22 protein-coding genes are annotated in these 24,382 nt (G+C 36.4%); 13 read left to right on the forward strand and 9 right to left on the reverse strand.

Annotated elements, in window-relative coordinates:
* Nucleotides 1-2: 2 nt before the first annotated feature.
* The 5 genes from OMO38_RS12360 to OMO38_RS12380 all read right to left on the reverse strand — a co-directional run bounded on the left by OMO38_RS12360 (nt 3) and on the right by OMO38_RS12380 (nt 6,100).
* Nucleotides 3-491 carry a hypothetical protein gene (locus OMO38_RS12360; RefSeq protein WP_264750486.1) on the reverse strand — a complete coding sequence of 163 codons (489 nt, stop codon included), beginning with the start codon at nt 489-491 and terminating at the stop codon, nt 3-5.
* 192 nt (nt 492-683) lie between these two features.
* Complete coding sequence (locus tag OMO38_RS12365; RefSeq protein WP_264750487.1) at nt 684-1,469, reverse strand: (Fe-S)-binding protein; 786 nt, start codon at nt 1,467-1,469, stop codon at nt 684-686.
* Between the two features lie 68 nt (nt 1,470-1,537).
* Nucleotides 1,538-2,872, reverse strand: a complete 1,335-nt coding sequence (locus OMO38_RS12370; protein ID WP_264750488.1) for a 4Fe-4S dicluster domain-containing protein — start codon at nt 2,870-2,872, stop codon at nt 1,538-1,540.
* An 8-nt stretch (nt 2,873-2,880) separates the two neighbouring features.
* The gene (locus OMO38_RS12375; RefSeq protein WP_264750489.1) at nt 2,881-3,831 is read right to left on the reverse strand and encodes an MlaD family protein; all 951 of its coding nucleotides are present in this window, start codon (nt 3,829-3,831) and stop codon (nt 2,881-2,883) included.
* 127 nt (nt 3,832-3,958) lie between these two features.
* The gene (locus tag OMO38_RS12380; RefSeq protein ID WP_264750490.1) at nt 3,959-6,100 is read right to left on the reverse strand and encodes a SurA N-terminal domain-containing protein; all 2,142 of its coding nucleotides are present in this window, start codon (nt 6,098-6,100) and stop codon (nt 3,959-3,961) included.
* A 256-nt stretch (nt 6,101-6,356) separates the two neighbouring features.
* Here OMO38_RS12380 and lon point away from each other — a divergent pair, with 256 nt between their 5' ends.
* The 3 genes from lon to OMO38_RS12395 all read left to right on the forward strand — a co-directional run bounded on the left by lon (nt 6,357) and on the right by OMO38_RS12395 (nt 10,425).
* A complete protein-coding gene (lon, locus tag OMO38_RS12385) occupies nt 6,357-8,762 on the forward strand; it encodes an endopeptidase La (RefSeq protein ID WP_264750491.1) in 2,406 nt (801 codons plus the stop codon).
* A gap of 71 nt (nt 8,763-8,833) precedes the next feature.
* Nucleotides 8,834-9,946: an AI-2E family transporter gene (locus OMO38_RS12390; protein WP_264750492.1), complete on the forward strand. Its 1,113-nt coding sequence runs from the start codon at nt 8,834-8,836 to the stop codon at nt 9,944-9,946.
* Nucleotides 9,947-10,047: 101 nt separating this feature from the next.
* Entirely contained in the window at nt 10,048-10,425 is a 378-nt protein-coding gene (locus tag OMO38_RS12395) for a DoxX family protein (protein WP_264750493.1), read from the forward strand.
* An 88-nt stretch (nt 10,426-10,513) separates the two neighbouring features.
* Here the strand turns inward: OMO38_RS12395 and OMO38_RS12400 are convergent, their stop codons facing one another.
* Nucleotides 10,514-11,872 (reverse strand): acyl-CoA dehydrogenase family protein, encoded by a 1,359-nt coding sequence (locus tag OMO38_RS12400; protein WP_264750494.1) that lies wholly within the window; start codon nt 11,870-11,872, stop codon nt 10,514-10,516.
* Nucleotides 11,873-12,152: 280 nt separating this feature from the next.
* On the opposite strand from OMO38_RS12400, the gene OMO38_RS12405 reads away from it, so the two are divergent.
* Nucleotides 12,153-13,070 carry a DUF4349 domain-containing protein gene (locus OMO38_RS12405; protein WP_264750495.1) on the forward strand — a complete coding sequence of 306 codons (918 nt, stop codon included), beginning with the start codon at nt 12,153-12,155 and terminating at the stop codon, nt 13,068-13,070.
* 59 nt (nt 13,071-13,129) lie between these two features.
* Here the strand turns inward: OMO38_RS12405 and OMO38_RS12410 are convergent, their stop codons facing one another.
* Complete coding sequence (locus OMO38_RS12410) at nt 13,130-14,560, reverse strand: glycoside hydrolase family 125 protein (RefSeq protein ID WP_264750496.1); 1,431 nt, start codon at nt 14,558-14,560, stop codon at nt 13,130-13,132.
* On the opposite strand from OMO38_RS12410, the gene OMO38_RS12415 reads away from it, so the two are divergent.
* The 8 genes from OMO38_RS12415 to OMO38_RS12450 all read left to right on the forward strand — a co-directional run bounded on the left by OMO38_RS12415 (nt 14,559) and on the right by OMO38_RS12450 (nt 22,535).
* Nucleotides 14,559-15,512 carry a hypothetical protein gene (locus tag OMO38_RS12415; RefSeq protein WP_264750497.1) on the forward strand — a complete coding sequence of 318 codons (954 nt, stop codon included), beginning with the start codon at nt 14,559-14,561 and terminating at the stop codon, nt 15,510-15,512. The two genes, OMO38_RS12410 and OMO38_RS12415, sit on opposite strands and share 2 nt — an antisense overlap.
* A gap of 123 nt (nt 15,513-15,635) precedes the next feature.
* Nucleotides 15,636-17,276: a glucose-6-phosphate isomerase gene (gene pgi, locus OMO38_RS12420; RefSeq protein ID WP_264750498.1), complete on the forward strand. Its 1,641-nt coding sequence runs from the start codon at nt 15,636-15,638 to the stop codon at nt 17,274-17,276.
* Between the two features lie 113 nt (nt 17,277-17,389).
* A complete protein-coding gene (locus tag OMO38_RS12425) occupies nt 17,390-18,274 on the forward strand; it encodes a bifunctional 5,10-methylenetetrahydrofolate dehydrogenase/5,10-methenyltetrahydrofolate cyclohydrolase (RefSeq protein WP_264750499.1) in 885 nt (294 codons plus the stop codon).
* Between the two features lie 6 nt (nt 18,275-18,280).
* Nucleotides 18,281-18,910, forward strand: coding sequence for a 7-carboxy-7-deazaguanine synthase QueE (locus tag OMO38_RS12430; RefSeq protein WP_264750500.1), 630 nt, complete (start codon nt 18,281-18,283; stop codon nt 18,908-18,910).
* Between the two features lie 37 nt (nt 18,911-18,947).
* A complete protein-coding gene (locus OMO38_RS12435) occupies nt 18,948-20,318 on the forward strand; it encodes an exopolysaccharide biosynthesis polyprenyl glycosylphosphotransferase (protein WP_264750501.1) in 1,371 nt (456 codons plus the stop codon).
* 27 nt (nt 20,319-20,345) lie between these two features.
* Nucleotides 20,346-21,098, forward strand: a complete 753-nt coding sequence (locus OMO38_RS12440) for an MlaE family ABC transporter permease (RefSeq protein WP_264750502.1) — start codon at nt 20,346-20,348, stop codon at nt 21,096-21,098.
* The gene (locus OMO38_RS12445; protein WP_264750503.1) at nt 21,098-21,913 is read left to right on the forward strand and encodes an ABC transporter ATP-binding protein; all 816 of its coding nucleotides are present in this window, start codon (nt 21,098-21,100) and stop codon (nt 21,911-21,913) included. Before OMO38_RS12440 ends, OMO38_RS12445 begins: the two co-directional genes overlap by 1 nt.
* Nucleotides 21,897-22,535: a PorT family protein gene (locus OMO38_RS12450; protein ID WP_264750504.1), complete on the forward strand. Its 639-nt coding sequence runs from the start codon at nt 21,897-21,899 to the stop codon at nt 22,533-22,535. The genes OMO38_RS12445 and OMO38_RS12450 overlap by 17 nt, the downstream gene beginning before the upstream one ends.
* Before the next feature lie 35 nt (nt 22,536-22,570).
* Here OMO38_RS12450 and OMO38_RS12455 read toward each other — a convergent pair whose 3' ends face one another.
* Both OMO38_RS12455 and OMO38_RS12460 read right to left on the reverse strand, forming a co-directional pair.
* Complete coding sequence (locus OMO38_RS12455) at nt 22,571-22,882, reverse strand: hypothetical protein (RefSeq protein ID WP_264750505.1); 312 nt, start codon at nt 22,880-22,882, stop codon at nt 22,571-22,573.
* Between the two features lie 40 nt (nt 22,883-22,922).
* Nucleotides 22,923-23,726, reverse strand: a complete 804-nt coding sequence (locus OMO38_RS12460) for a M48 family metallopeptidase (protein ID WP_264750506.1) — start codon at nt 23,724-23,726, stop codon at nt 22,923-22,925.
* A gap of 106 nt (nt 23,727-23,832) precedes the next feature.
* On the opposite strand from OMO38_RS12460, the gene OMO38_RS12465 reads away from it, so the two are divergent.
* Entirely contained in the window at nt 23,833-24,381 is a 549-nt protein-coding gene (locus OMO38_RS12465; RefSeq protein ID WP_264750507.1) for a DUF4251 domain-containing protein, read from the forward strand.
* Nucleotide 24,382 lies beyond the last annotated feature (1 nt).

Below are 24,382 nucleotides of genomic sequence, written 5' to 3' on the forward strand. Positions count from 1 at the left end.
AACTACTTGATTCCCGCTGCCCAGCTTCTGTTGAAAGGAAGTAAGAAATTTCCTAAAAATTCAAGATATGTATTTTTAGAAAAATCGAAAACTTCAATTTCCTGAGATAATTCTCCGCTTCTCACTTTATTTTTGAAGTCTAAAAGCTTGAGTGTTTTCACTTCACCATTTTCCACATAACTCGCTTTCATACGGTCAAATAACCCCAACTGATATTCTTCATCAATCTCACGCATAATCTTGCCTAAAGCATCAATACTGCAACCCGACGCCATTTCTTTTTCTTCGTCTACACAGATAACGATAAACTGATTTTTTTCGATCTTAAAAGATGACGAAAGTGGTTTACCGTGAGCAGCCCAACCAGCGAGAAAGTCATACAGTTTTTCTGTAATTACTTTGGCTTCTTTCGTGGTAAAAGATCTTGAAGCAGGATAAATAATCACTCTGTAATCTTCAGCTTCTACAATATTTGATTCTTCTATTTTCATGTCCAGATATTTATTGTTAGCGGTTCAATGCTGTCGCTGTTCGTAGTCGTTTACTGAATCTAAAACCAACAACGCACATTATATCGTCACCACATTTTACATAACAAAATTACGCAATTTTATTGATTCAGTTTCTACAAAAAAAACTCAGGAATAATCCTGAGTTTAATATAATTTTTAAAAAAGTAAGCATTATAAATCTTCAGCTTCCGCAAGAAGTTCTACGATATCTTTAACTTCAACTTCCGTATTTTTATTAAAATGTTTTACGCCGTCAGTCAACATGGTGTTGCAGAAAGGACAGCCGGTAGCGATGATTTTTGGTTCAAATGATAACGCTTCCTCCGTTCTCTCAATGTTTACATCTTTATTCCCTTTTTCAGGTTCTTTAAACATCTGTGCTCCACCTGCTCCACAACATAGACCATTGCTTTTGCAACGTTTCATCTCTACCAGCTCGGCATCGAGTTTTTCCAAAAGCATTCTTGGCGCTTCATATTCACCGTTAGCTCTTCCCAAATAGCATGGATCGTGAAATGTTATTTTTTTACCTTTAAAAGCTCCACCTTCAATCTTCAATCTTCCCTCATTCATCAACTGCTTTAAAAACTGAGTGTGATGAATCACCTCATAATTCCCTCCCAAACTTGGATATTCATTTTTAAGAGTATTGAAACAGTGCGGACAAGCCGTTACGATCTTCTTCACTTCATAGGCATTCAGAACTTCTATATTCGTCATTGCCATCATCTGGAAAACAAATTCGTTACCTGCTCTTTTTGCGGGATCTCCCGTGCAGCTTTCCTCCTGTCCGAGAACAGCAAATTCAACGCCTATTTTATTTAAAATTTTGCAGAAAGCTTTTGTTATTTTTTTGGCTCTGTCATCGAAACTTCCGGCGCAACCTACCCAGAAGAGAACTTCAGGAGATTTGCCTTCGGCAGCGTAGTCTGCCATTGTTTTTATAGTGAAATCCATGATTTTTTAATGATAAGTGATGATTGATAATTAATTTTCAAATTACCTCATTTTCAAATTTTCCAATTTTAGTCTTTTGCCCAATTCAGACGATCAGCTTGATTATACTGCCAAGGTGCAGCATTGTTCTCTACATTCGTCATCATCAAATTCAGCTCTTGAGGCGCAGCAGACTGCTCCATTACCAGGAACCTCCTCATTTCAAAAATAATAGAAAGTGGATCAAGCAAAACCGGACAGGCTTCCGTACATGCATTACAAGTTGTACAGGCCCAGAGCTCTTCTTTTGTGATATAATCATTCAGCAATTTCTTACCGTCGTCTTCGAACTTACCGTTTTTATCAATGTTTCTTCCAACTTCTTCCAAACGGTCTCTTGTCTTCATCAAAATCAATCGTGGTGACAGTTTTTTACCTGTAATATTTGCCGGGCAAACCGAAGTACATCTTCCACATTCCGTACAGGAATAGGCATTCAGAAGCTGTACCTGATTTAAATCAAAAACATCTTCTGCCCCGAATTTTGACGGAGCTTCAGCAACAGCACCTTCAGCCGGAGCCGCGTAAGGATCTGCATTTGGATCCATCATTAATTTGATTTCAGCCGTTACCGAATCCAAATTATTGAATTTTCCGTACAGGTCTAGGTTAGCATACCATGTACTCGGAAAAGCTAAAATGATATGTAAATGTTTAGAATAATAAAGGTAATTCATGAAAAATAAAATTCCCACGAAGTGTAGCCACCAAGCCGCCCTTTCAACAAATACCAAAAACCCAGTATCGAAACTGAAAATATTTAAAAAAGGAACCAATGTAACTTCACTGATTGGAAAACTTCCATGTTCTGCTAAAACTCCTCTCTGCTGTAAGATGAAATCGGAAGAATTCATGGTAAAGAAAAATACCATCAGAGCAAACTCGATAATTAAAATCCAGTTGGCGTCATTTTTTGGCCACCCAAAAAGTTCTTTCATTGTTAATCTCTTAACTCCGTAAAAATTTCTTCGGATAAAAAATAAAACAACACCAATGATGACAAGAATTGCCAGTACCTCAAGAGTAGCAGTGAAAATATTGTAAAAAGTGTGTCCGAAAATTGTTGCTAGAAAACGATGCGTCCCAAAGATTCCATCAACAATAATTTCGATCAGCTCAATGTTGATAATCACAAAACCTACATACACAAAAAGGTGAAGTATACCTGCAACAGGTCTTTTCACCATTCTGCTCTGACCCATTGCTACACGAGCCATAGTTTCCCAACGTTCAGGTTTCCTGTCGCTGCGGTTGATTTCTCTTCCTAATCTGATGTTTCTATAAATCTTAAAAAGGCTCTTTCCGAATAACCCAAAACCTGCAATTAATAGAATCAGAAAAAAAATATTGTCAAGATATTGCATAAGGATGATTAGTCTTTACTGTTCTTACCAAAAACCGAGAAATTAACATATTTCTTAGGATTGGCTTTCAAATCTTCAATAAGAGAATTTAAATTGGTAGAAGCTGCATTCAGGTTATTGTATAACTGATCATCTTTCATGATTTTACCTAAGCTTCCTTCACCTCTGTCAATACCAGACACTACTTTATTAAGCTGACCTACAGTGTTGTCCAGATTGGCAATGGTAGCATTCAGTTTTTGAGTATCGATGCTTTCTGCTAAATTACCGTATTTATCTAAAGTAACTTTACCGCTCTTCATGGTAAGACTTGCTTCATCAAGAACTTTCTGAAGTTTTGGGTCATTGTTACCTACCAGTTTATTGACACTTCCTGCTGTAGTTTCTAAAGCTCCAACCGTTTTATTAAGATTGTGAAGTAAGATTTTAATCTCTTCTCTGTTCTGCTCATTCATCACCTGATTGGCATTAACCATCAAAGAATCCACTCTGTGCAAAACAGTTTGCAGCTGATCTTTAACCGGACCAACCTGAGAAGAAAGACTGTTCATCATTCCTAATTTAAAAGCACCTTTCAGTGTGTCACCATCTTTAGCAGTTTCACCACCATAGAACAGATTAACTCTCATTTCTTTACCACCCATTAAACTAGGTTCAAAAATTTCAAGATTTGAATTTCTTGAAAATTCAAAATTATCATCAACGGTAATTTTAACGATAAAATGAATTTTACCGTCTTTTGATGTCTGTGGGATAATTTTATCAACCTGACCAACCTTTAGACCATTAATAGAAACAGGTGAAGACTGTGTAAGACCTTCAACGTTATCATATTTAGCATAAAATATATTATCGGTAGTAAAAAGGCTCCTGCCTTTCATGAATTGGAACAAAACGACAAAGCCGACAACAGCTAAAATCGCTATTAAACCAGCTTTTATTTCTTTACTGAACTTCACTTTTTATATTTTTTCTAGTAAGCAAATATAGTACATTTAAATTAATGTTTTTCTGTATTGCTATGGGTTAAACACAAAAAAAAGTGGCAAAAACTCTGCCACTTTTTATATTGTTGATTTTGATATCTTATTGTTGATTTCCAACTTTACCCCAGATTTCGATTCTGTAATCATCGATGTCTGCGTTATCCTGTAAACTCTTCAACCAAGACTGACCGAACATTCCTGCATTTCTCTGCGTAACAGACTCTGTAAACTGCTTAGCATCTCCCGGCTGTTTGTTGATTGTCTCGTTCTTTTTTACTAAAACATAAACTCCCGTTCCACCTTCGATTGCATTAGAAATCGCACCTTTTTTAACACCGAACGCCGCACCTGCAACCTTAGGTTCCATAGCACCTGCAACTGATGGACTTAACAAGTTAACCTGTGCAGACTGTTTTGTTGTAGCAAAAGTTTTTGCAACCTGATCTAAGCTTGTCGCTTTACCGATCTTATCAGAAATTTGCTTAGCTGCCAATTTATTCTGAACAACTGTTTCAATCTGATCTCTTACAGACTCAGGATCGGCAAGACCTTTTTCCTGTTTTCCGTTTAAGTAAACAACGATTTTATCTCCTGTTCCGTCAACTGTAAAAATTTCTGAGTCTCCTTTTTCTCTTTTCTTATCAAATGCCCATGTAAGGATTTCTCCGTCTTTATCGGTACCTAAACCTTGTAACTGACCGTCAAATCTCTTAGCTGACTTTGCATTTGAGTATTGGAAGTTTGATTTCTTAGCAATATTCACGAAATCATTGAATGATTTACCCTGAATCTGCTGAATAAATCTTCGTGAATTTTTATCTACTACTGCTTCAGTAGCTTCAGAAGGTTTGATTGATTTTACCAGGTGAGCAACTTTATAACCCATTGCGCCTGCTTTTTTATCCTCTACGTTGATGATATGGTAACCAAAACTTGTTTCAGTTAAACCTGTGGCACCTTTTGCATTGCTTGCCAAGAAAGATAAATATTGAGGAGCAAACTGACTCTGAGGAGTCGTCCAGCCCACACTTCCGTTTCTTTCAACCGCACCTGGCTCATCAGATAACTTAAGACCTTCTGCAAATTTTGCAGGATTACCTTTTATCGCTGCCATCAGGCTGTCAGCAATTTTCTTTGCCTGCTCTTTCGTTCTTGTTGCTGTAGATCTCTCAGCACCTTTGTAAGAAATTAGGATATGTTTAGACAAAGTAGAATCTGAAGTTTTTTTGTCGACCAATTTAGAAACAACATATAAATTCTGCTCTTTGTAAGGACCGAAAGCCTGACCAATTGCAGCTGTTTCAATTTGCGCCTTGATACCCTGAGGCATCTGACTAGCCGGAACATATTGATTGTTGAAAGGAATGTCAGAATTTGAAGTTACAAACATAGAGTCGTTTGTCGTATTCATGAAGTTTTCTTTACCACCACTTTCATCTGTTCCTACAGAGTATATTTTTGTAATATCTTTCAAAACTGCAGCTTCATCCGCTGGACTTGGCTGAGAAGGAAAAAATACAATTCCCAAATTTCTGCTAGGTTCAGTTTTGAACATTACAGGATGTTGGTCGATATATTTTTTTAAATCTTCTGTAGTAACTTTGATTTTATTTTTCTGAAGATAAGAAGCGTAATCTACTTTTACAAAATCGATATCTGCTAACTGATCTCTTTCTTTCATCAATTCTTCAGCTTCTTTCTTACCCGTCGTGATTCCTGTAGAAACGTTAGCAAAAACCTGTCTTGCCATGATTCTGTACTCGATCGTCTTTCTGGTTTTCAACCATTGGCTGTAACCTTCAGGGTTAGTATTCTGTAAAGTTTCGATTTCTTTCTTCAATTCCTGAAGTTTGAAATTCCCTTTTTCGTCAAAAAGCTGTTGATTCTGAGCAAACATTTGATCGTACTGAATCTGATTCCAGAACAGATCATCTGTCATTTCAAATCCCATTTTTTCAAACTGCTGCTTTACCAGTTTAGACTGTACAAGCAATTGCCAAGCCTGCTCTTCAAGCCCGCTTTTTGGCTGCTGCTGTTGATCAGCTTGTTGCTGTAATATGAAAAGCTGGTCGTTATACTCCTCACGGGTAATTTTTTCGCCATTTACTTTCCCTAAAACATCAGGATTTTTTCCAAAAACTTTATCGAGACTTTCTGGGTTTACCAAAAACGCTAAAAGCGCCAATGCGATCATTCCCATCAAAAGCCAAGGTCTACTCCTAATCTGTCCTAAAATTGCCATTTTATAAATATAGTTTTATATCAGTGTGCGAAAATACACATTTTTAAGAAATTAGAGAAATATAAGATGGTTTTTTAATTTTTAAAATTTAAATCCATATAAAATGGAAATTTTGACCGTATTTTTTATTAAAAAACAAATGGCATAAGTATTGTGAAAATTACGTACACATTATATGTAAAGCATTTGCCAGGCATATTTTGATTTATCCTTTAACGATTTAAACTATAAATGACAATTTGTCATTCAACGTATTATGACAGAATTTGAAGATATAAATTTTGATGAAATCTTAGGCGACGGATTTGATATTGTAGCTGAAGAAATTAATCTTTCTGATATTGACGAAAGCGCAAAAAACTCTGAACAGATCATTTTCCCGATTCTTCCGGTAAGAAATATGGTGATGTTTCCAAATGTAGTAATTCCTATTACAGCAGGGCGAAAAACATCAATTCAACTTTTGGAGGAAGCACAACAAAATGGTGATTTAATAGGAATTGTAAGTCAGAAAAATTCTGAAATTGAGCAGCCTGCAGAAAAAGATTTTTATCAGATCGGAACTCTTGCCAAGATCATAAAAATAATCAAACTTCCTGAAGGTAACGTGACAGCGATCATGAAAGGTTTTCAGAGATTTAAAATAAAAAAAATCACAGACAGCCAACCTTATTTTAAGGGTGAGATTACAAGATTAAAAGACTCAAAAGCAAAAAATAAAGAAGAATACGAAGCTCTGCTGGAAAATGTAAAAGATTTAGCTTTAAAAATAATTGAGCTTGATCCTAACATCCCCAATGCGGCTAATTTCGCAATCAAGAATATCAACAATAATGATGATTTATTAAATTTCATCTGCACCAATGCCAGTTTTCCTTACCTGGAAAAACAGAAATTACTGGAAGAGAAAAGCTTAGTTGCCAGGGCCAATAGATGCTACGAGATGATGCATGAAGACTTCAGAAAGCTGGAACTGAGAAATCAGATTCATCAGAAAACTTCGAAAGATCTTGACAAGCAGCAGAGAGAATATTTCCTGAACCAACAGATCAGAACCATCCAGGATGAGTTGGGAGGCGGTCCGGAAAGCGATGTGGAAGATTTATTGAAAAAGGGAAGCCAGAAAAAGTGGAAACCTGAAGTTGAAGAACATTTCCAGAAAGAGATCGGAAGATTACAGAGACAAAACCCAAATTCTCCAGACTACAATGTTCAGAGAAATTATCTTGATTTCTTCACAGACCTTCCCTGGGAAACCTTTACCAAAGACACTTTCGACATCGAAAAAGCTGAAAAAGTTTTAGACAAAGCACATTTCGGTTTAGAAGATATTAAGAAAAGAATTTTGGAACACATGGCTGTTCTAAAATTGAAAAACAATATGAAATCCCCAATTTTATTATTGGTAGGACCTCCGGGGGTTGGTAAAACTTCGCTTGGAAAATCCGTTGCCGATGCTTTGGGAAGAAAATATGTACGTGTTTCTCTGGGCGGACTTCATGACGAAAGTGAAATCCGTGGTCACAGAAAAACCTACATTGGTGCGATGGCAGGTAGAATTCTTCAGTCTATTAAAAAATCGGGAACGTCAAACCCTGTGATTGTTTTAGACGAAATCGATAAGGTTGGAAAAGGAATGCACGGCGACCCGAGCTCTGCATTACTTGAAGTACTTGATCCTGAGCAAAATAATGCTTTCTATGATAACTTCCTGGAAATGGGTTATGATTTATCCAAAGTTATGTTTTTGGCAACGGCAAACTCACTTTCGACGATTCAGACTCCGCTGTTGGACAGAATGGAAATTATTCAGATCGCAGGATATACCCTGGAAGAGAAAATCGAGATTGCCAAGAGACATTTAATCAAAAAACAGCAGGACGAAAACGGTTTGACGGCGAAATCTTTCAAACTTGGAAATGCTGAATTAAAACATATTATCGAAGCACACACTTCTGAAAGTGGAGTGAGAACTTTAGAGAAGAGAATTGCAGGAATTGCCCGTTGGGTAGCTTTGCAGACTGCCTTGGTGAAAGAATATGATGCTAAAATTTCTGTTGAGAAAGTAGATGAAATTTTAGGAGTTCCGAGACCGAAAAGCTTATCTGAATTAACAGACGTGCCAGGTGTAGTAACCGGATTGGCATGGACAAGCGTTGGAGGAGACATTTTATTTATCGAAAGTATTACCAGCACCGGAAAAGGAAATCTTACGATGACCGGAAATCTGGGAACGGTGATGAAAGAATCTGCGACAATTGCTTTGGAATACATAAAAGCTAAGCATGAAGATTTAGGAATTACAGAAGATGATTTAGAAAAGAAAAACATCCACGTGCACGTTCCTGAAGGCGCAACTCCAAAAGACGGACCTTCAGCAGGAATCGCAATGCTGACTTCTATGGTTTCTACTTTCAGAAATAAAAAAGTGAGACCACACTTAGCGATGACCGGTGAAATTACGTTGAGAGGAAAAGTACTCCCTGTAGGCGGAATTAAAGAAAAACTTCTTGCAGCAACGAGAGCGGGAATCAAAGAAGTAATTCTTTGCGAAGCCAACAGAAAAGATGTAGAAGAGATCAAGCAGGATTACCTGAAAAACCTGAAGGTAAATTATGTAAATTGGATGACTGAAGTTCTGGAACTCGCCATCGAAAAATAAATTTTTAATCATAAATATTTAAACCTCATCGTAAACGGTGAGGTTTTTGTTATTGGTAGAAAAACTTTATCATGAACTTTTTTAAACTACCTTTTCTCCCAAAACTTGCTCTCGCAGTAATTTCGATCATCGGAATCGGCTACCTCATCAAGCTAGGCCAAAGTATTTTAGCTCCATTTTTTTTAGCATTTCTGATGGCGATGCTTTTTTTGCCGATTGCTAATTTTTTTGAGAGAAGATTAAGGTTTCCAAGGTCAATTTCCACCATAGTTTCTGTTATGATGATGTTGGTAATTCTGACGGGTCTGATCTATTTCTTTGGTTCGCAGATTTCGAGTTTCAGTAGAGATTTGCCGCATTTAACCAAACAGTTCAATATGGTTTTTCACAATCTTCAGACATGGGTTTCACATACTTTTAATGTAAAGATTGACGAGCAACTTGATTATCTTGATCAGGGCTTAGGCAAACTGCTTTCTTCATCAGGAATTATTTTAGGATTTACGTTTGGGATTTTCTCCTCGAGTTTAGGATTCTTAGCTTTCTTCATTCTGTTTTTCATTTTCATTTTAAATTACAGAAGAATTTTAAATAATTTCATTGTCAATGTCTTTAATGAAAAGCATAAATCCAGCGTGCAGGAAGTTGTTTCTGAAGTAAGGATTATGACCAAAAGATATATCATCGGTCTCTGTCTTCAGATTGTAATTGTATCATCCCTTACGACGATCGTCCTGACCGTTCTCGGAGTTAAATATGCCATCTTACTAGGTGTTCTGACTGGTTTATTAAATGTAATTCCTTACATCGGCATCTGTATTTCACTGTTAATTTCCTGCTTTATCGCCTTCGCTACCGGGACAGTTTCTACCTGCGTATATGTTGCGATTGGTTATGTGATTGTGCATGCCATTGACGGAAATATTGTACTTCCCTTCGTTGTGGGTTCAAAAGTAAAAATCAACGCCTTATTTTCATTTATCGGAATTCTTTTAGGCGAGCATCTTTGGGGAATTTCCGGAATGTTCCTTTGTATTCCCGCGATTGCAATTATTAAAATTATTTTTGAAAGAGTGGACGGTTTACAGCCTTGGGGAAGACTTCTGGGTGAAGAAGAGAAGCCGGATAAAAAGAAAAAGAGCTATAAAATATCGAAGAGAATTACTTTAAAAGAAATGGATTAAGATATAAGCAATCAATAACTCAATGATTAAACTTTAAAAATTTAGATTTTTTATTGACAAATTGAATTTTATTTTAAATTTGATTAATAAAATAATCAATCATGAAAATCGTAAAATTTATTATCTGCCTTCTCTTTGGGCTGATGTTTGCCAACGCCGGCTTAGACAAGTTTCTTCACTACATGCCAATGCCGGAAATCACACCGGAACAGATGAAGATTTTTGATGCCTTCAACAAATTGCACTGGCTGATGCCTCTGGTAGGAGCGGTAGAGATTGTTGGCGGATTGCTGTTTATCTTCCCGAAAACAAGAGCCTTGGGTGCCATCGTTATTTTACCGGTAATGGTAGGAATTATTCTTCACGTTTTCACCATCGACAAATCAACAACTGGAATGTCCATTGCCGGAGTTTTGTTTGTCATTAATCTTTGGATGATTATTGATAATAAAGAGAAATATAAAGCCTTAGTGAAATAAAAAAAGTGAATAGTCAATAGTGAATTTTTGCTTCGCAAGTGAATTTCAAATTGACAAGCGAAGCGAATTGACCATTCACCACTGACCTTTACACAAATGCGCTAAATCCTGTAATCGATCTTCCGACAATCAGCGAATTAATTTCTTTTGTTCCTTCATAAGAATAAATCGCTTCTGCGTCGGCGACAAATCTGGCGACGTCATATTCAAGAAGAATTCCATTTCCGCCCATCACTTCACGAGCTCTGGAAACAACGTCTCTTGTTCTCATCGTACAGAAAACTTTAGCTAATGAAGCGTGCTCATCTTTTAAAGTACCTTCATCCTGCATTTCAGAAAGTCTGAACACCATCGTCTGCATAGCTGTTAGGTTGGAAAGCATTTCCACCAAATGTCCCTGGATCATTTGAAATGAAGCGATTGGTTTTCCAAACTGTTCTCTTGTTCTGGTGTATTCCAGTGCGCTTTCATAAGCACCTCTCGCACATCCTGTTGCCATCCAGGCAACGCCGGCTCTTGTCATTCTTAAAACTTTTGCGGTGTCTTTGAAGGAATTGGCATTTTGTAAACGGTTTTCTTCCGTGACAATACAGTCTTTTAACGTAATCAAACCATTCTGAACAATTCTCAATGCCATTTTCCCTCTGATTTTCTCAACAGAATATCCTGGATTATCTTTTTCAACAATGAAACCTTTCACTTCACCATCGTCTAAATCTCTTGCCCAAATTATGATAATGTCTGCAAATGTTGCGTTGCCGATCCATTTTTTCTGTCCGTTTAAAATCCAGCCTTCTGGAGTTTTCTTGCAGGTAACTGTTAAACCACCTGCAGCACCGGAACCTACTTCCGGTTCAGTTAATCCAAATGCACCGATTTTTTCAAACTTCTGCATTTGAGGAAGCCATTTCTGCTTCTGTTCTTCCGAACCGCAGATGTAAATGGATCCCATTGAAAGACCGGACTGCACTCCAAAAAAAGTTGCAATTGAAGCATCGATTCTCGCCATTTCCATAGCGATGACACCTTCCATTAAGAAAGGCATTCCTTTGCAACCATACCCTTCATACGTTACGCCGCAAATATCTAATTTTTGAAATTTTGGTATTAATTCGTGTGGAAATTCATCACGAAGCCAATAATGATTCACCAAAGGCTTGACTTCTTTTTCCATAAATTCTCTGACCTTTTGCTGGACCTCCCTTTGTTCAGGAGTTAAAGTATGATAAACATCGTAGAAATCTCCATCGATGGGTGGGAGTTCTCGTGTTTTTTTATTAGGGTCGAGCATTTTCATCATTCCGCTGAGCTGCTTATCATCCAGTTTGGAAAAGTTTTCCATGAGTTTGGGAAGATTGACCTTCTGGGAAATTTCGCTAAGCTGATCAAAATCAATGGATTTAAATAATTCTATGGCATTTCTGATTTTGGAAAAAGTTTTAGACATATTAAGTTTGGTTTGATTTGTAAAATTGAAGCAAAAATCAATCCGAAATACCACACACAGGAATGAATTAGTTTTACAAATTATTGATTATTAATGATTTAAATTAAATAATTTATTTACAAATCTTTTACTTTTCATTTTCAAACATTACAAAGCTTTCTTACGCAACTTTGAAATAAGCAAACCGCCAAAACACTGCAACGCAAAATCAGACCGCGTTGATCCAGCTATAGATAAGAAAGACAATTCAATTATTTATAAACATCAAAAAATATAAAATATGAAAACGACTTACATTAAATTAAGCATCGCAACAGCCCTTTTACTTGGGATTTATTCATGCAAAAAAGGCGAAGCTACAGCAAGTGATTACGAAGTTTCCGCAAGTGCAGATTCTGCGGCCGTTTCTAAAGATATTTCTTCCGTGGCAATCATGAAAGTAAAAGACAAACAGTTCATCAAAACAGCGAACGTCAATATGGAAGTCAAAGATGTATATGAAGCGACCACTTCTCTCGAAAAATCTGTACAGGATCTTGGTGGATTTGTTACACACAGCAATCTTCAAAGCAATGTCTTTTCGGAAGAAACATTCAACACATCCAACGAAGAAGCGATGTTGGTCAAGAAATATCAGACGGAAAATACGATACAGGTTCGTATACCTACCGAAAAGCTGGGCGAATTTTTAACACTGATCAACAGCAAAAAACTTTTCCTGAATTCAAGAGTTATCAACGCAGAAGATGTGACAGCCAGTATTAAATATGCAGAACTGGAAGGGAAGAGAATTAAAAAAACCGGCGAGAATATCACTCAGCTCAAAACCAACAAAGACAAAGTAAATATGAGCGATGAAAATATGTCTGAAGAAAACCAGCAGCAACTCGCCAACATGGATGTGGCCGACAATCTGAGGTATAGCACGGTTGATATTTACATCAAAGAACCTAAGCTCCGCATTGCGGAAATTGCAGTGACCAACACAAAAAATATCGACAATAAATATAAATTTAATTTCCTGTATGATATGAAAAATGCTTTCGTGGAGGGCTTTTATCTCATTCAGAGAATTTTGGTGGGATTGGTTACTGTTTGGCCAATTGTATTAATTGTTGTTATCGGATTTTACTTTTACCGAAAAAACAAATCTAACAATAGAATTCAGCAGAGAAAAGAACAGAATTCGGCATCCTAACCTTTAGGTTATCAACATAGATTTTTCTGAGCCTTCGCATTTGCGGAGGTTTTTTTGTCTTAAAACTTTCTTTTCAGAATTTCCGGTTTCGTTTTGTGAAGATGCAAAATCAGTTCTCCAAAAAGAGTATTGGCCCATGCAAACCACGATCTCGTAAAGTCTTTTGGATTATCTACATCGAAAGATTCGTGGATAAATCCGGTTCCTGCGTGCGTGGCTTTGATCATTTTCAGACAGGAAATAATTTCTGCGTCGTTATCAGTTGTAAGCGCCTGCATAATCAATCCCAAAGGCCAGATTTTATTCTCGCCAATGTGCGGACCACCAATGCCTTTGGCAAATTTTCCCTCGCTGAACCATGGATTTGCTTTACTCAGTGAAAACTTTCTGGTATTCTGATAGACTTCATCATCTTTTGACGCGTAACCGAGGTAAGGAATCGAAAGTAAATTCGGAACATTCGCATCATCCATAAACAGAGCGTTTCCAAAACCGTCAATTTCCAAAGCGTAGATTTTGCCGGCTGCGGGATGATTCAGAATCGCATATTTCTGAATGGCTTCATCCACTTCTTTAGCTAAATTTTTGAATTGAGAAGCGGAATTTTCATCTTTTAAAACTGTAGAAAAAATCTCAGCCGTTTCCCTCAGTGAAACCACTGCAAACATATTCGAGGAAACCAAAAACGGATAAAAAGTAGCATCGTCAGACGGTCTGAACATCGAATGAATCAATCCGACTTTCTTAGTGGGATTTCCGTAACCGCCCGCAAACTGCGTATCCAGAGAATTTCCGTTTGCCCGCTGAAATTTGTACGGCCCTTTTGAATCTTTTCTCTGCTGTTCTATAAATGTTTTCAGAATTAAAAGCATTGCTTTTTTCCATTCAGAATCAAAAACAGAAGAATCTCCTGTCGTTTTCCAGTAATTGTAAGACAGCCGCATCACATAGCAAAGAGAATCTACCTCCCATTTTCGCTCGTGAATTCCGGGTTTCATTTCTGTCAAATCATCTTTCCACTCGCTGATTTTGCTGGCATCATCAAAAAATGCATTGGCGTAAGGATCAAGCAGAACACATTCAACCTGTTTATTGATCACACCTTTCAATAAATTTTTTAATTTTTCATCTTCATTGGCCAGACTCAAATACGGATATACCTGCGCCGAAGAATCCCGAAGCCACATCGCATCGATATCTCCCGTAATCACGTAGGTGAAAGGTTTGTTGTTTTTCTGATAATATTTTACAGTTGTATCTAAAGTATTGGGAAAACAGTTTTCAAACATCCACGCCAATTCAGGATCTGCGATCGTTTTTTTAATATTTTTAATAGCGTTTTCGACGGCTGCTGACGTGAATTTTCGGCCGGATAATTTGGGTCTTCTTGTAATGAATTCTTCTGTATAAAAGAATTTTACGGAGTTGGGAATAGTTAGGAATAGTGTACCTATAGAAGATTTTTTTATAAAGTCTCGACGATTCTGCATGCTCAGTAAAGTTTTAGATAAATCCTTAAATTTAGGATTTAATTTCAAAAAAGAAATTAATAAATTCCCTGAAATTACGTTAGACTTTCAAAACAAAAATCAGATGCTTAAAAATTTCTCATTCTTAACTGTATTTTTATACTCCTTCTGCTACACCCAGCAACAAATTCAGGTTCTTGATGCCGAAACACAAAAGCCAGTTCCTTATGCAAAGCTTATCTTGAGAGGAAAAGATTATTACAGAAACACAGAGGAAAATGGCGAAACAAGTTTAGAACAAGGCGAAGAAATTTTAGAAATTGAATCTTTTGGGTTTGAAAATTTGAAGGTTGAAAAAAATCAGGAAATTTACCTTTTAAAACCAAAGTTTGTTGATATTGATGAAGTAAAAATAGCTAAATCCAAATCGTCTAAAACATTTAGAATAGGAAAAGTCACCAAAGAAAATACTTTCTACGGAGTAAACAATACAATTTGGATGGTTGCTAAGAAAATGAAAAACCACGTTTCCGAGGAGCCATTATTTGTACAATCACTAAAGTTTTACTCAAGACTATATTCTAAAAAATCAGCTACTATAAAAGTTAACATTTACTATAATGAAAACGACATTCCGGGTGAATTATACAAATCGGTTATTGTGACTTGTTTTAAAAATAAAAAAATTACAGAATACATATTCCCAAAGTCATTTCTTCTTCCCAAAGAAGGAATTATTGTAGGTTTTGAATGGATTTTGAATCAGGAAAATTCGTATCAGAAAACAATGATGATGAATGGTGAGAAAAAAGAAATTATCGCACACGACCCAATGATTGGTTCTATTAAAGAAACTCCTAAAAATATTATTTTCGGAAACCTTTCCGATGGAGGCTGGAAATTTGTAAATGGTTCAAACAATATCAACCGGAGTAGCGGTAATCTTGGAATAGAATTAAAACTCACCAACTGATTTTTAAATCACAATTAACATCATTGCCCGAAAATTCCGTAAATTTGCAAATCAAAATTTATCAATAAGAATTTGAGGTGATTTATTTAAATCTATCCTTTAAATTTAATTCAAACTTTAAATATGCTATCTAAAATAAACCCTACCCAAACTAACAGCTGGACAGCTCTTGACGAACACTTCGGAGATAATGACTTTGAATTGAGAAGTCTTTTTCAGTATAATCCAAACCGTTTTGAAGAGTTTTCTATTAAAAGAGATAATTTTCTATTCGATTATTCTAAAAACTTAATTGACGCAAGAACAAAAGAATTATTATTAAATCTTGCAGAAGAATGTCAGTTAAAGGATGCTATTTCTAAAATGTTTTCTGGCGATAAGATTAATGAAACAGAAGGAAGAGCGGTTTTACATACAGCATTAAGAGATTTTTCTGATAAAGAAATTTTGGTTGACGGTGAAAATATCAAACCTCAAATTAAAAGAGTTCTGGATCACATGAAATCTTTTTCTGAAAACGTAATTTCAGGAAATCATAAAGGTTTTAGCGGAAAAGAAATTACCGATGTGGTGAATATCGGAATCGGTGGTTCAGATTTGGGCCCTGTGATGGTGGTTTCTGCCTTAAAGCATTTTAAAACAAGACTTGATGTTCACTTCGTTTCGAATGTGGATGGAAATCATATCGCCGAAGTGGTGAAAAATTTAAACCCTGAAACCACTTTATTTATTATCGCTTCAAAAACGTTTACCACTCAGGAGACGATGACCAATGCCAATTCTGCAAAAGACTGGTTTTTGAAAGCCGGAAAACAGGAAGACGTAGCAAAACATTTTGTAGCTTTATCAACTAATGTTCAAGCCGTTAAAGACTTTGGAATAGCAGAAGAAAACATCTTCGAATTCTGGGATTGGGTTGGCGGAAGATATTCTTTGTGGAGTGCAATTGGTTTAAGTATCGTGCTTGCAGTAGGATATGGCAATTTCGAACAGTTATTAAAAGGTGCTGAAAATACGGACCAGCATTTCCAGACGGCAGATTTTTCTGAGAACGTTCCTGTTTTGATGGGGCTTTTAGGAATCTGGTACCGTAATTTTTACGCAGCAACAACGCATGCGATCTTACCTTACTCTCAATATCTTGACCGCTTTGCAGCGTATCTTCAGCAGGGAGACATGGAAAGCAATGGAAAATGTGTTGACAGAAATGGTGAATTTGTGGAATATGAAACGGGACCAATCATTTGGGGCGAACCCGGCACAAACGGGCAGCACGCTTTCTATCAGTTAATCCACCAGGGAACAGAATTGATTCCTGCAGATTTTATTGCGTATGCGAAAAGTCCGAATGAAGTTTCTGACCATCAGGATAAACTACTGGCTAACTTCTTTGCACAGACTGAAGCCTTGGCTTTCGGTAAAAACGAAGAAGAAGTGGAGGCTGAATTGAAAGCATCGGGCAAATCTGAAGAGGAAATTGACTTTTTATTAAATTACAAAGTCTTCCACGGAAATACGCCTACAAACTCATTGTTAATCAAAGAATTAACTCCTTTTTCGCTAGGGCAAATGATTGCAATGTACGAGCATAAAATTTTTGTGCAGGGTGTGATCTGGAATATTTTCAGTTTTGACCAATTTGGAGTGGAATTAGGAAAAGTTTTAGCGAATAAAATCTTACCTGAACTGGAAAACAATGAGTCCATCAGTTCTCATGACAGTTCTACAAATGGGTTGATTAATTATTATAAATCAAATAAATAAATAGCTTTTAGCATCTGGCTTATTGCTATTGGCTTAAAATACGATGCATTAATATTTTGAATTATAGCTAGAACTGACTTAGAATCTAATAAAAGTAAAAAATAAAAGTAAAAATGGCAGAAATTCTTGACGGATTAAAAGTTTCCAAAGAAATAAAAGCAGAAATCAAGGTTGAAGTTGATAAAATCATTGCAAGCAAAAGAAGAGCGCCGCATTTGGTAGCCATTCTTGTTGGAAATAATGGTGCGAGTAAAGCTTATGTTAACGCAAAAGTGAAAGATTGTGAAGAAGTTGGTTTTCAATCGAGCTTAGTGAAATTTCCAAGTACGGTTTCTGAGTCTGAATTGTTGGAGAAAATCGATGAATTAAATAAATCAAAAGCGGTTGACGGTTTTATCGTTCAGTTACCGTTACCCGATCAGGTTGATCAGGAGAAAATTATTAATGCAATCGATCCTAGAAAAGATGTTGACGGTTTCCACCCAACAAACTTCGGGAAAATGGCTTTGGAAATGGATACATTTTTACCGGCCACACCATTCGGAATTTTAACTTTACTGGAAAGATACAATATCGAAACAAAAGGTAAAGACTGCGTGATCATCGGAAGAAGCAAGATTGTGGGAAGACCGATGAGTATTCTTATGGGAAGAAAAGATTTTCCAGGAAACTCTACCGTTACTTTGACACACTCTTACACAAAAGACATCGAAGAATACACTAAAAAAGCAGATATCGTGATTACCGCTTTGGGAGATCCACACTTTTTGAAAGGTGAAATGATCAAAGATGGAGCAGTAATCGTGGACGTAGGAATTACAAGAGTTGATGACGACTCTCCGAAAGGATATTATCTGGCAGGTGACGTAGATTTTGACAGCTGTGCAGAAAAAGCAAGCTGGATCACGCCGGTTCCGGGAGGAGTAGGTCCGATGACAAGAGCGATGTTGATGAAAAACACCATCATTGCCTACAAAACTTCAGTCTATAACGACTAATTTAAAATGGATTTAGTAGAAGATATATTATTAAAAGAAGGTAAAATGCTCCCGGTGATGGAGCATTTTTACACTATTCAGGGCGAAGGTGCGCATACAGGAAAAGCGGCATACTTCATCAGACTAGGCGGTTGCGATGTCGGCTGCCACTGGTGTGATGTGAAAGAAAGCTGGGATCCAACCCTTCACCCTTTAATGAATGCTGAGGAAATTGCAGAAACAGCTGCGAAACACTGTAAAATTGTTGTATTAACAGGTGGTGAACCTTTGATGTGGAATCTGGATGTATTAACAGGACAGTTAAAGGAATTGGGCTGTACTGTTCACATCGAAACTTCGGGAGCTTATCCGATGAGCGGACAGCTGGACTGGATTACTCTTTCGCCAAAGAAAACCGGATTGCCGAAAGAAGAAATCTATCAGAAAGCGCACGAGTTGAAAGTCATTGTTTTCAATAATAATGATTTAAAATTTGCTGAGGAACAGGCTGCAAGAGTCTCGGATAGCTGCAAATTATATCTTCAGAGTGAGTGGAGCAAGCGTGAAGAAATATACCCAAAAATCACTGATTTTATCTTGGCAAACCCAAGATGGCAAGCATCCGTTCAGACGCATAAATATTTGAATATTCCTTAAATATTTTAAATTTAGTTCTGTATCCTAAAAATAGCTGATGCAAAGAATTCGGTACTCCAGATATTTAAAAACCATGATTATCTTGCTCGACCTTTTGGTGATTGCAGGGGTTTTTGTTTTCTTTTTTCTGAGCTACCATCAGGATTTGGTGCATGAAGAAGGTATTTGGTCTCAAAATTTATTTTCACTGCTCCTGCTTATTTCTTTTTGGATTCTCCTGAGCGGAAGAACGAAAATCTACAATATCGCAAGGAATCTTTCTTACATTATTTTTATTGAGCGGTTAATCATACATTTCCTGTTATTTATGATTGGGCTGGTGCTCATCAGAAAAGTCAGCAGCAATCAATTTTTCAGCTCAGAACTTACCTGGCTCTCACTGTATTTGTTCTTTTTTATATCTGTTACAAAATCTGCTGTATATTTTGTTATAAAATATCTGCGTTCATTAGGGATCAACCACAGAAATGTCATGTTTCTGTATGAAGACGATTCTACCGAAACTTTAAGAAACATTCTTCAGGAAAGAAAAGATTATGGATACAAGATGTTTAAGTACAACTCACCAGATATTACCGCTGAAAACCTGATCAGTTTTTGGAAATCTAACGGTATTCATACCTTATTTATTCCAACAGAAAATAATTTTTCAGATCATACAAAAGATGAGATTTTTAAATTGGCGGAAGATCATAAAGTTCATATTTCACTGATTCCTAATATATCTCAAAATGATTACTTTTTTTTTGATCTAGGTTATATTGAAACACAGCCGGTTTTGAACCAGGCAAAATATCCATTAGATTTTTATTCAAATTTTTTATTGAAAAGAATATTTGATATTGTATTTTCTATATTGGTCTTAGTTTTGATTTGTTCATGGTTGTTTCCGATCATTGCATTTCTAATTAAAAGGAGCTCCGACGGCCCTGTTTTTTTTGTTCAGAAAAGATATGGTTTTCATGGAGAAGTCTTTAATTGCATTAAGTTCAGAACGATGATTGTGAATAAAGATTCAGCAACGAAAACAACCAGCGTAGATGATTCCAGAATTACAAAAATTGGAAACATTTTACGCAAAACAAGTATAGACGAAATACCACAGTTTATCAATGTTTTAAAAGGAGAAATGTCAGTTGTTGGACCAAGGCCTCATATGTTGGCGGTTGATAATTATTACAAACCCAAAATAGGAAGATATACCTTAAGGAGTTTGGCCAATCCGGGAATTACGGGTTTAGCACAGGTCAATGGCTTACGCGGAGACCATGGAAATGTAGAAGTGGAAATGAATAAACGGATACTGGCTGATGCTTTTTACATAAGAAACTGGAGTTTCGTAATGGATCTTGTGATCATATTAAAAACCATTGTTTTAGTAGTCGTTGGCGACAAAAACGCCAAGTAAATAATAAAAATAGTCTAATTTAGCAGAATGTTAAAAAAGTTTTTTGCAGCCATAGGAGAATACATGATTCTTATAGGTAAATCTCTTCAAAAACCTCAGAAAATGAGAGTTTTCTGGAAGCTTTTTATGAGAGAAATCAATGACTTGGGAGTCAACTCATTTGGGTTGGTGACTTTCACGTCTATTTTTGTAGGTGCCGTAGTAGCAATTCAGATGTTTAACAACTTTGATGCGTCTTCGTTCCCAATTCCAACTTCATTTGTAGGTTATGCTACAAAAGCAGTATTAGTATTAGAATTTGCGCCTACCATCATCAGTTTGATTCTTGCAGGTAAAGTAGGTTCTTATATCGCATCAACCATCGGTACCATGCGGGTTTCTGAGCAGATCGACGCTTTAGATATTATGGGAGTCAACTCTCCCAATTTTCTGATTTTACCCAAAATTATCGCGTGTCTTATCTTTAATCCTATTTTGATTGCGATCAGTATTGTTTTCGGTATTGGTGGCGGATACATTGCAGGTATGCTTACCGGAAACTGGACAACCGCAGATTACATTACAGGTATTCAAATGTATATGCCCAATCTATTTATTTACTATGCATTTGCGAAAACAATTGTTTTTGCATTCGTAATCGCAACTGTTCCTTCTTATTTCGGATATTTCGTGAAAGGTGGATCGTTGGAAGTAGGTAGAGCAAGTACACAGGCAGTAGTTTGGACGATGGTTTTCATCATTATTTCCGAATTAATTCTAACACAATTAATATTAAGCTAATGATTGAGGTAAAAAATCTTAAAAAGAGTTTTGGTGATGTTGAAGTGCTTAAGGGAATTTCAACCAACTTCGAAAAAGGAAAAACAAATCTGATAATCGGACAGAGTGGATCCGGAAAAACAGTTTTTCTGAAAAGTTTATTGAATGTTTACCAGCCATCATCAGGTGAAATCCTTTTTGACGGTAGAGATATCAACGTGATGAACCGTGAGGAAAAACAGCATTTGCGTTCTGAAATCGGAACATTATTTCAGGGTAGTGCCCTATTTGATTCCCTTACTGTGGAAGAGAACATTATGTTTCCGCTGGATATGTTTACCAATCTTACTTTCAGAGAAAAAAAACGGAGAGTATTTGAAGTAATCGGAAGAGTACATTTAGATAAAGCCAACAGAAAATTTCCGTCTGAAATTTCCGGGGGTATGCAGAAACGTGTAGCGATCGCAAGAGCCATCGTAAACCATCCGAAATATCTTTTCTGCGATGAGCCTAACTCAGGATTAGATCCTTATACATCCAATGTTATTGATGATTTATTACTTGAAATCACCAAAGAATATAACACGACAACCATTATCAACACGCATGATATGAACTCGGTAATGACTATTGGTGAAAAAATTGTGTACCTGAGACTCGGCATAAAGGAATGGGAAGGAAACAAAGATATCCTGATCACTGCCGGCAATAAAAATCTGATTGATTTCGTTTATTCATCAGAGTTATTTAAAGAATTAAGAGAATACTTATTAGAAAATAATAAGACAATTGATAATACTATTACAAAAATAGACGACAATGAAAAAATTAATTAGTGCTGCATTTATTGGTTTTTCAGTATTTGCTTCGGCTCAGATCTCATTAGCTGCCAAAGCAAATGTTCTAATCCCAACGAGTTCAGCATCTTGGAAAAACCTTAAAACCGCAGCTACAAATGCTGTAGAACAGGAAGGAAAAAACATTACAGGATTTAATGTAGGTTTATCTATGAAAATCGATTTACCAACTGCACTTTACGTGATGCCTGAAATTTATTACACCAACTTCAGCAACGAATTTACTGTTGCCAATGATGTTAATGCTCAGGCAACTACTATTAAAGCGAAAAGTAATAGAGTTGATGTTCCTGTTCTTGTAGGTGTAAATATATTGGGAGATTTGCTTAGTGCTTATGCAGGTCCGGTAGGGAGTTTCAACCTTTCTAAAGGCGATAATTTTGGAGATTTTGTACAGAAAGTAGATGCAAAAGATTTCACGGTGGGATATCAGTTAGGTTTCCAAAGTGAAATTAAGAAAGTAATTATCTCTGCAAAATACGAAGGTGCTTTTTCTAAAGATCAGAGAAAATTTATCAACAATATAGCAGGTTCCAGCCAGGAAATTGACTATGACAACAGGTCGAGCTTATTTATGCTTGGTTTAGGTTATAAATTCTAAATTACAACAGTTTTAAAACATAAAAAATCCTCAAATTAAATTTGAGGATTTTTATTTTGATATTCAAGTTCCGCTTCCCGTTGCGCGATAATTGCGGCTTGTTTTTCCAGTTCTTCTTTATCTTTCTGAAGCTGTTTAAATTCTTTTCTCTGCTGTTCAGCCTTTATCGCTGAACCTTTACTTACATAACCAATCATTCCACCAATGATAAGGCCAATTCCAATTCCTGCCATTACGCCCATAACATGAGAAATCGTAATCTTTTCAACAGTAAAATCTGTCGTCAGATAAAACAGCAATGCAGACACTGCTAAAAGTATAAGTCCTGTAATTGATATTCCTTTCATTGTGATATTATTTGGTTATGTTTACTAATTCAAACTCAACTTATATTTTTCCTCCGGCAGCTTTGTAGTATTCCAATGCCTGTGGAAGATCTTTCTGAATACCGGCAACTCTGGATCCCGGACTTGGGTGAGTTGATAAAAATTCAGGTTGTCTTGCTCCAGAAGATGACGCTTCCATTCTATTCCAGAAAGGAATTGCCTGTCTAGGATCATAACCTGCCATAGACATTAAGTAAAGTCCCATTTTATCTGCTTCAGATTCCTGATTTCTACCATATTTCAACAGTACAACCTGCGAACCTATCGGGTATACACTTTGAAATATCGCTGCAGTTTTTTCATTTTTAATGGCAAGGCCGGAAGCTGTTCCTAAACCCTGAGCGATCATAGACTGAGAAATTCTCTCATTACCATGCCCCGCCAAAGCGTGTGAAACCTCGTGTCCCATTACAACCGCTAAACCAGTTTCGTCCTTAGTAATCGGTAAAATACCTGAGTATACAGCTACTTTTCCACCAGGCATACACCAAGCATTTACCTGACTGTCCTGTAAAAGATTAAATTCCCACTGATAATTAGCTAAGTCTGATCCTCTTCCAATACTTGTGTAATATTTTTCTGCAGCATTTTTTATTCTGTTGCCAACATTTTTCACGCTTTGAGCCTGAGATCCTGTAACGACTTTAGATTCTGTTAAAGTCTGTTTATATTGTTGCAGAGCCATTGCTTCAATTTCAGAATTGTTTGCAAACTGTATTGAAGAACGCCCTGTAATTGGGTTCGTAGTGCAAGCTGCAACAGATAAAACTGTTGCTCCTATTCCTAATAGATGTGTAATTTTCATTGTATTGCGTATTATAGTTTCAACCTTACAATTTCTGTTCCAAAATAAATTTTTGAGAAGAGATTTGCATACATTTTGCTATCTATATTTACTAATCAATAGTATTATGAAAAAAATTATTTCAATCATATCAATCTTTATTCTTACGCTATCTTTCCAAAACTGTTCTTCTCAAAACACGACAGACACACAAACTGTAGCGACTCTGGTGAATTCAGAAGAATTTACTTTTCATGCACAGAGAGCGAACCCAATGAATTATGATGTGATAAACGCATTAAATTCAATTCCAAATAATCCTTCTACGAGAATTCTGCAGTTGGATGGAGACGGCTACATCATCGAACTAAAAAAAGGTAAAATGGAAGTTGTTCTTCCTTACTTCGGCAGAGCTTTCAACACCACTTACGGAAGCACAGATAACAGTTACCGTTTTACTTCTAAAGATTACACAGTTACCAAATCTCAAAGTAAAAAAGGAAACTGGGTTTTTAAGATTAAACCGAATGATGCGAAAAATGTCTCAGATATCAATATCGAAGTGTATAAAAACGGAAAAGCATTTACCTCGATAAGAAGTAATGACAGACAACCGATAACCTATGATGGATATATTTCTAAAAATGAAGAAACCAAAGAGAAAAAGATAGAGTAAG

The organism is Chryseobacterium kimseyorum (genome assembly GCF_025971945.1).
Classification (GTDB): Bacteria; Bacteroidota; Bacteroidia; order Flavobacteriales; family Weeksellaceae; genus Chryseobacterium; species Chryseobacterium kimseyorum.

What these genes read in the sequence shown, in the direction of transcription:
- OMO38_RS12360 (WP_264750486.1), bottom strand. Translation starts at nt 491, where the DNA reads ATGAAAATAGAAGAATCAAATATTGTAGAAGCTGAAGATTACAGAGTG.
- OMO38_RS12365 (WP_264750487.1), bottom strand. Translation starts at nt 1,469, where the DNA reads ATGGATTTCACTATAAAAACAATGGCAGACTACGCTGCCGAAGGCAAA.
- OMO38_RS12370 (WP_264750488.1), bottom strand. Translation starts at nt 2,872, where the DNA reads ATGCAATATCTTGACAATATTTTTTTTCTGATTCTATTAATTGCAGGT.
- OMO38_RS12380 (WP_264750490.1), bottom strand. Translation starts at nt 6,100, where the DNA reads ATGGCAATTTTAGGACAGATTAGGAGTAGACCTTGGCTTTTGATGGGA.
- lon (WP_264750491.1), top strand. Translation starts at nt 6,357, where the DNA reads ATGACAGAATTTGAAGATATAAATTTTGATGAAATCTTAGGCGACGGA.
- OMO38_RS12390 (WP_264750492.1), top strand. Translation starts at nt 8,834, where the DNA reads ATGAACTTTTTTAAACTACCTTTTCTCCCAAAACTTGCTCTCGCAGTA.
- OMO38_RS12395 (WP_264750493.1), top strand. Translation starts at nt 10,048, where the DNA reads ATGAAAATCGTAAAATTTATTATCTGCCTTCTCTTTGGGCTGATGTTT.
- OMO38_RS12400 (WP_264750494.1), bottom strand. Translation starts at nt 11,872, where the DNA reads ATGTCTAAAACTTTTTCCAAAATCAGAAATGCCATAGAATTATTTAAA.
- OMO38_RS12405 (WP_264750495.1), top strand. Translation starts at nt 12,153, where the DNA reads ATGAAAACGACTTACATTAAATTAAGCATCGCAACAGCCCTTTTACTT.
- OMO38_RS12415 (WP_264750497.1), top strand. Translation starts at nt 14,559, where the DNA reads ATGCTCAGTAAAGTTTTAGATAAATCCTTAAATTTAGGATTTAATTTC.
- OMO38_RS12410 (WP_264750496.1), bottom strand. Translation starts at nt 14,560, where the DNA reads ATGCAGAATCGTCGAGACTTTATAAAAAAATCTTCTATAGGTACACTA.
- pgi (WP_264750498.1), top strand. Translation starts at nt 15,636, where the DNA reads ATGCTATCTAAAATAAACCCTACCCAAACTAACAGCTGGACAGCTCTT.
- OMO38_RS12425 (WP_264750499.1), top strand. Translation starts at nt 17,390, where the DNA reads ATGGCAGAAATTCTTGACGGATTAAAAGTTTCCAAAGAAATAAAAGCA.
- OMO38_RS12430 (WP_264750500.1), top strand. Translation starts at nt 18,281, where the DNA reads ATGGATTTAGTAGAAGATATATTATTAAAAGAAGGTAAAATGCTCCCG.
- OMO38_RS12435 (WP_264750501.1), top strand. Translation starts at nt 18,948, where the DNA reads ATGCAAAGAATTCGGTACTCCAGATATTTAAAAACCATGATTATCTTG.
- OMO38_RS12440 (WP_264750502.1), top strand. Translation starts at nt 20,346, where the DNA reads ATGTTAAAAAAGTTTTTTGCAGCCATAGGAGAATACATGATTCTTATA.
- OMO38_RS12445 (WP_264750503.1), top strand. Translation starts at nt 21,098, where the DNA reads ATGATTGAGGTAAAAAATCTTAAAAAGAGTTTTGGTGATGTTGAAGTG.
- OMO38_RS12450 (WP_264750504.1), top strand. Translation starts at nt 21,897, where the DNA reads ATGAAAAAATTAATTAGTGCTGCATTTATTGGTTTTTCAGTATTTGCT.
- OMO38_RS12455 (WP_264750505.1), bottom strand. Translation starts at nt 22,882, where the DNA reads ATGAAAGGAATATCAATTACAGGACTTATACTTTTAGCAGTGTCTGCA.
- OMO38_RS12460 (WP_264750506.1), bottom strand. Translation starts at nt 23,726, where the DNA reads ATGAAAATTACACATCTATTAGGAATAGGAGCAACAGTTTTATCTGTT.
- OMO38_RS12465 (WP_264750507.1), top strand. Translation starts at nt 23,833, where the DNA reads ATGAAAAAAATTATTTCAATCATATCAATCTTTATTCTTACGCTATCT.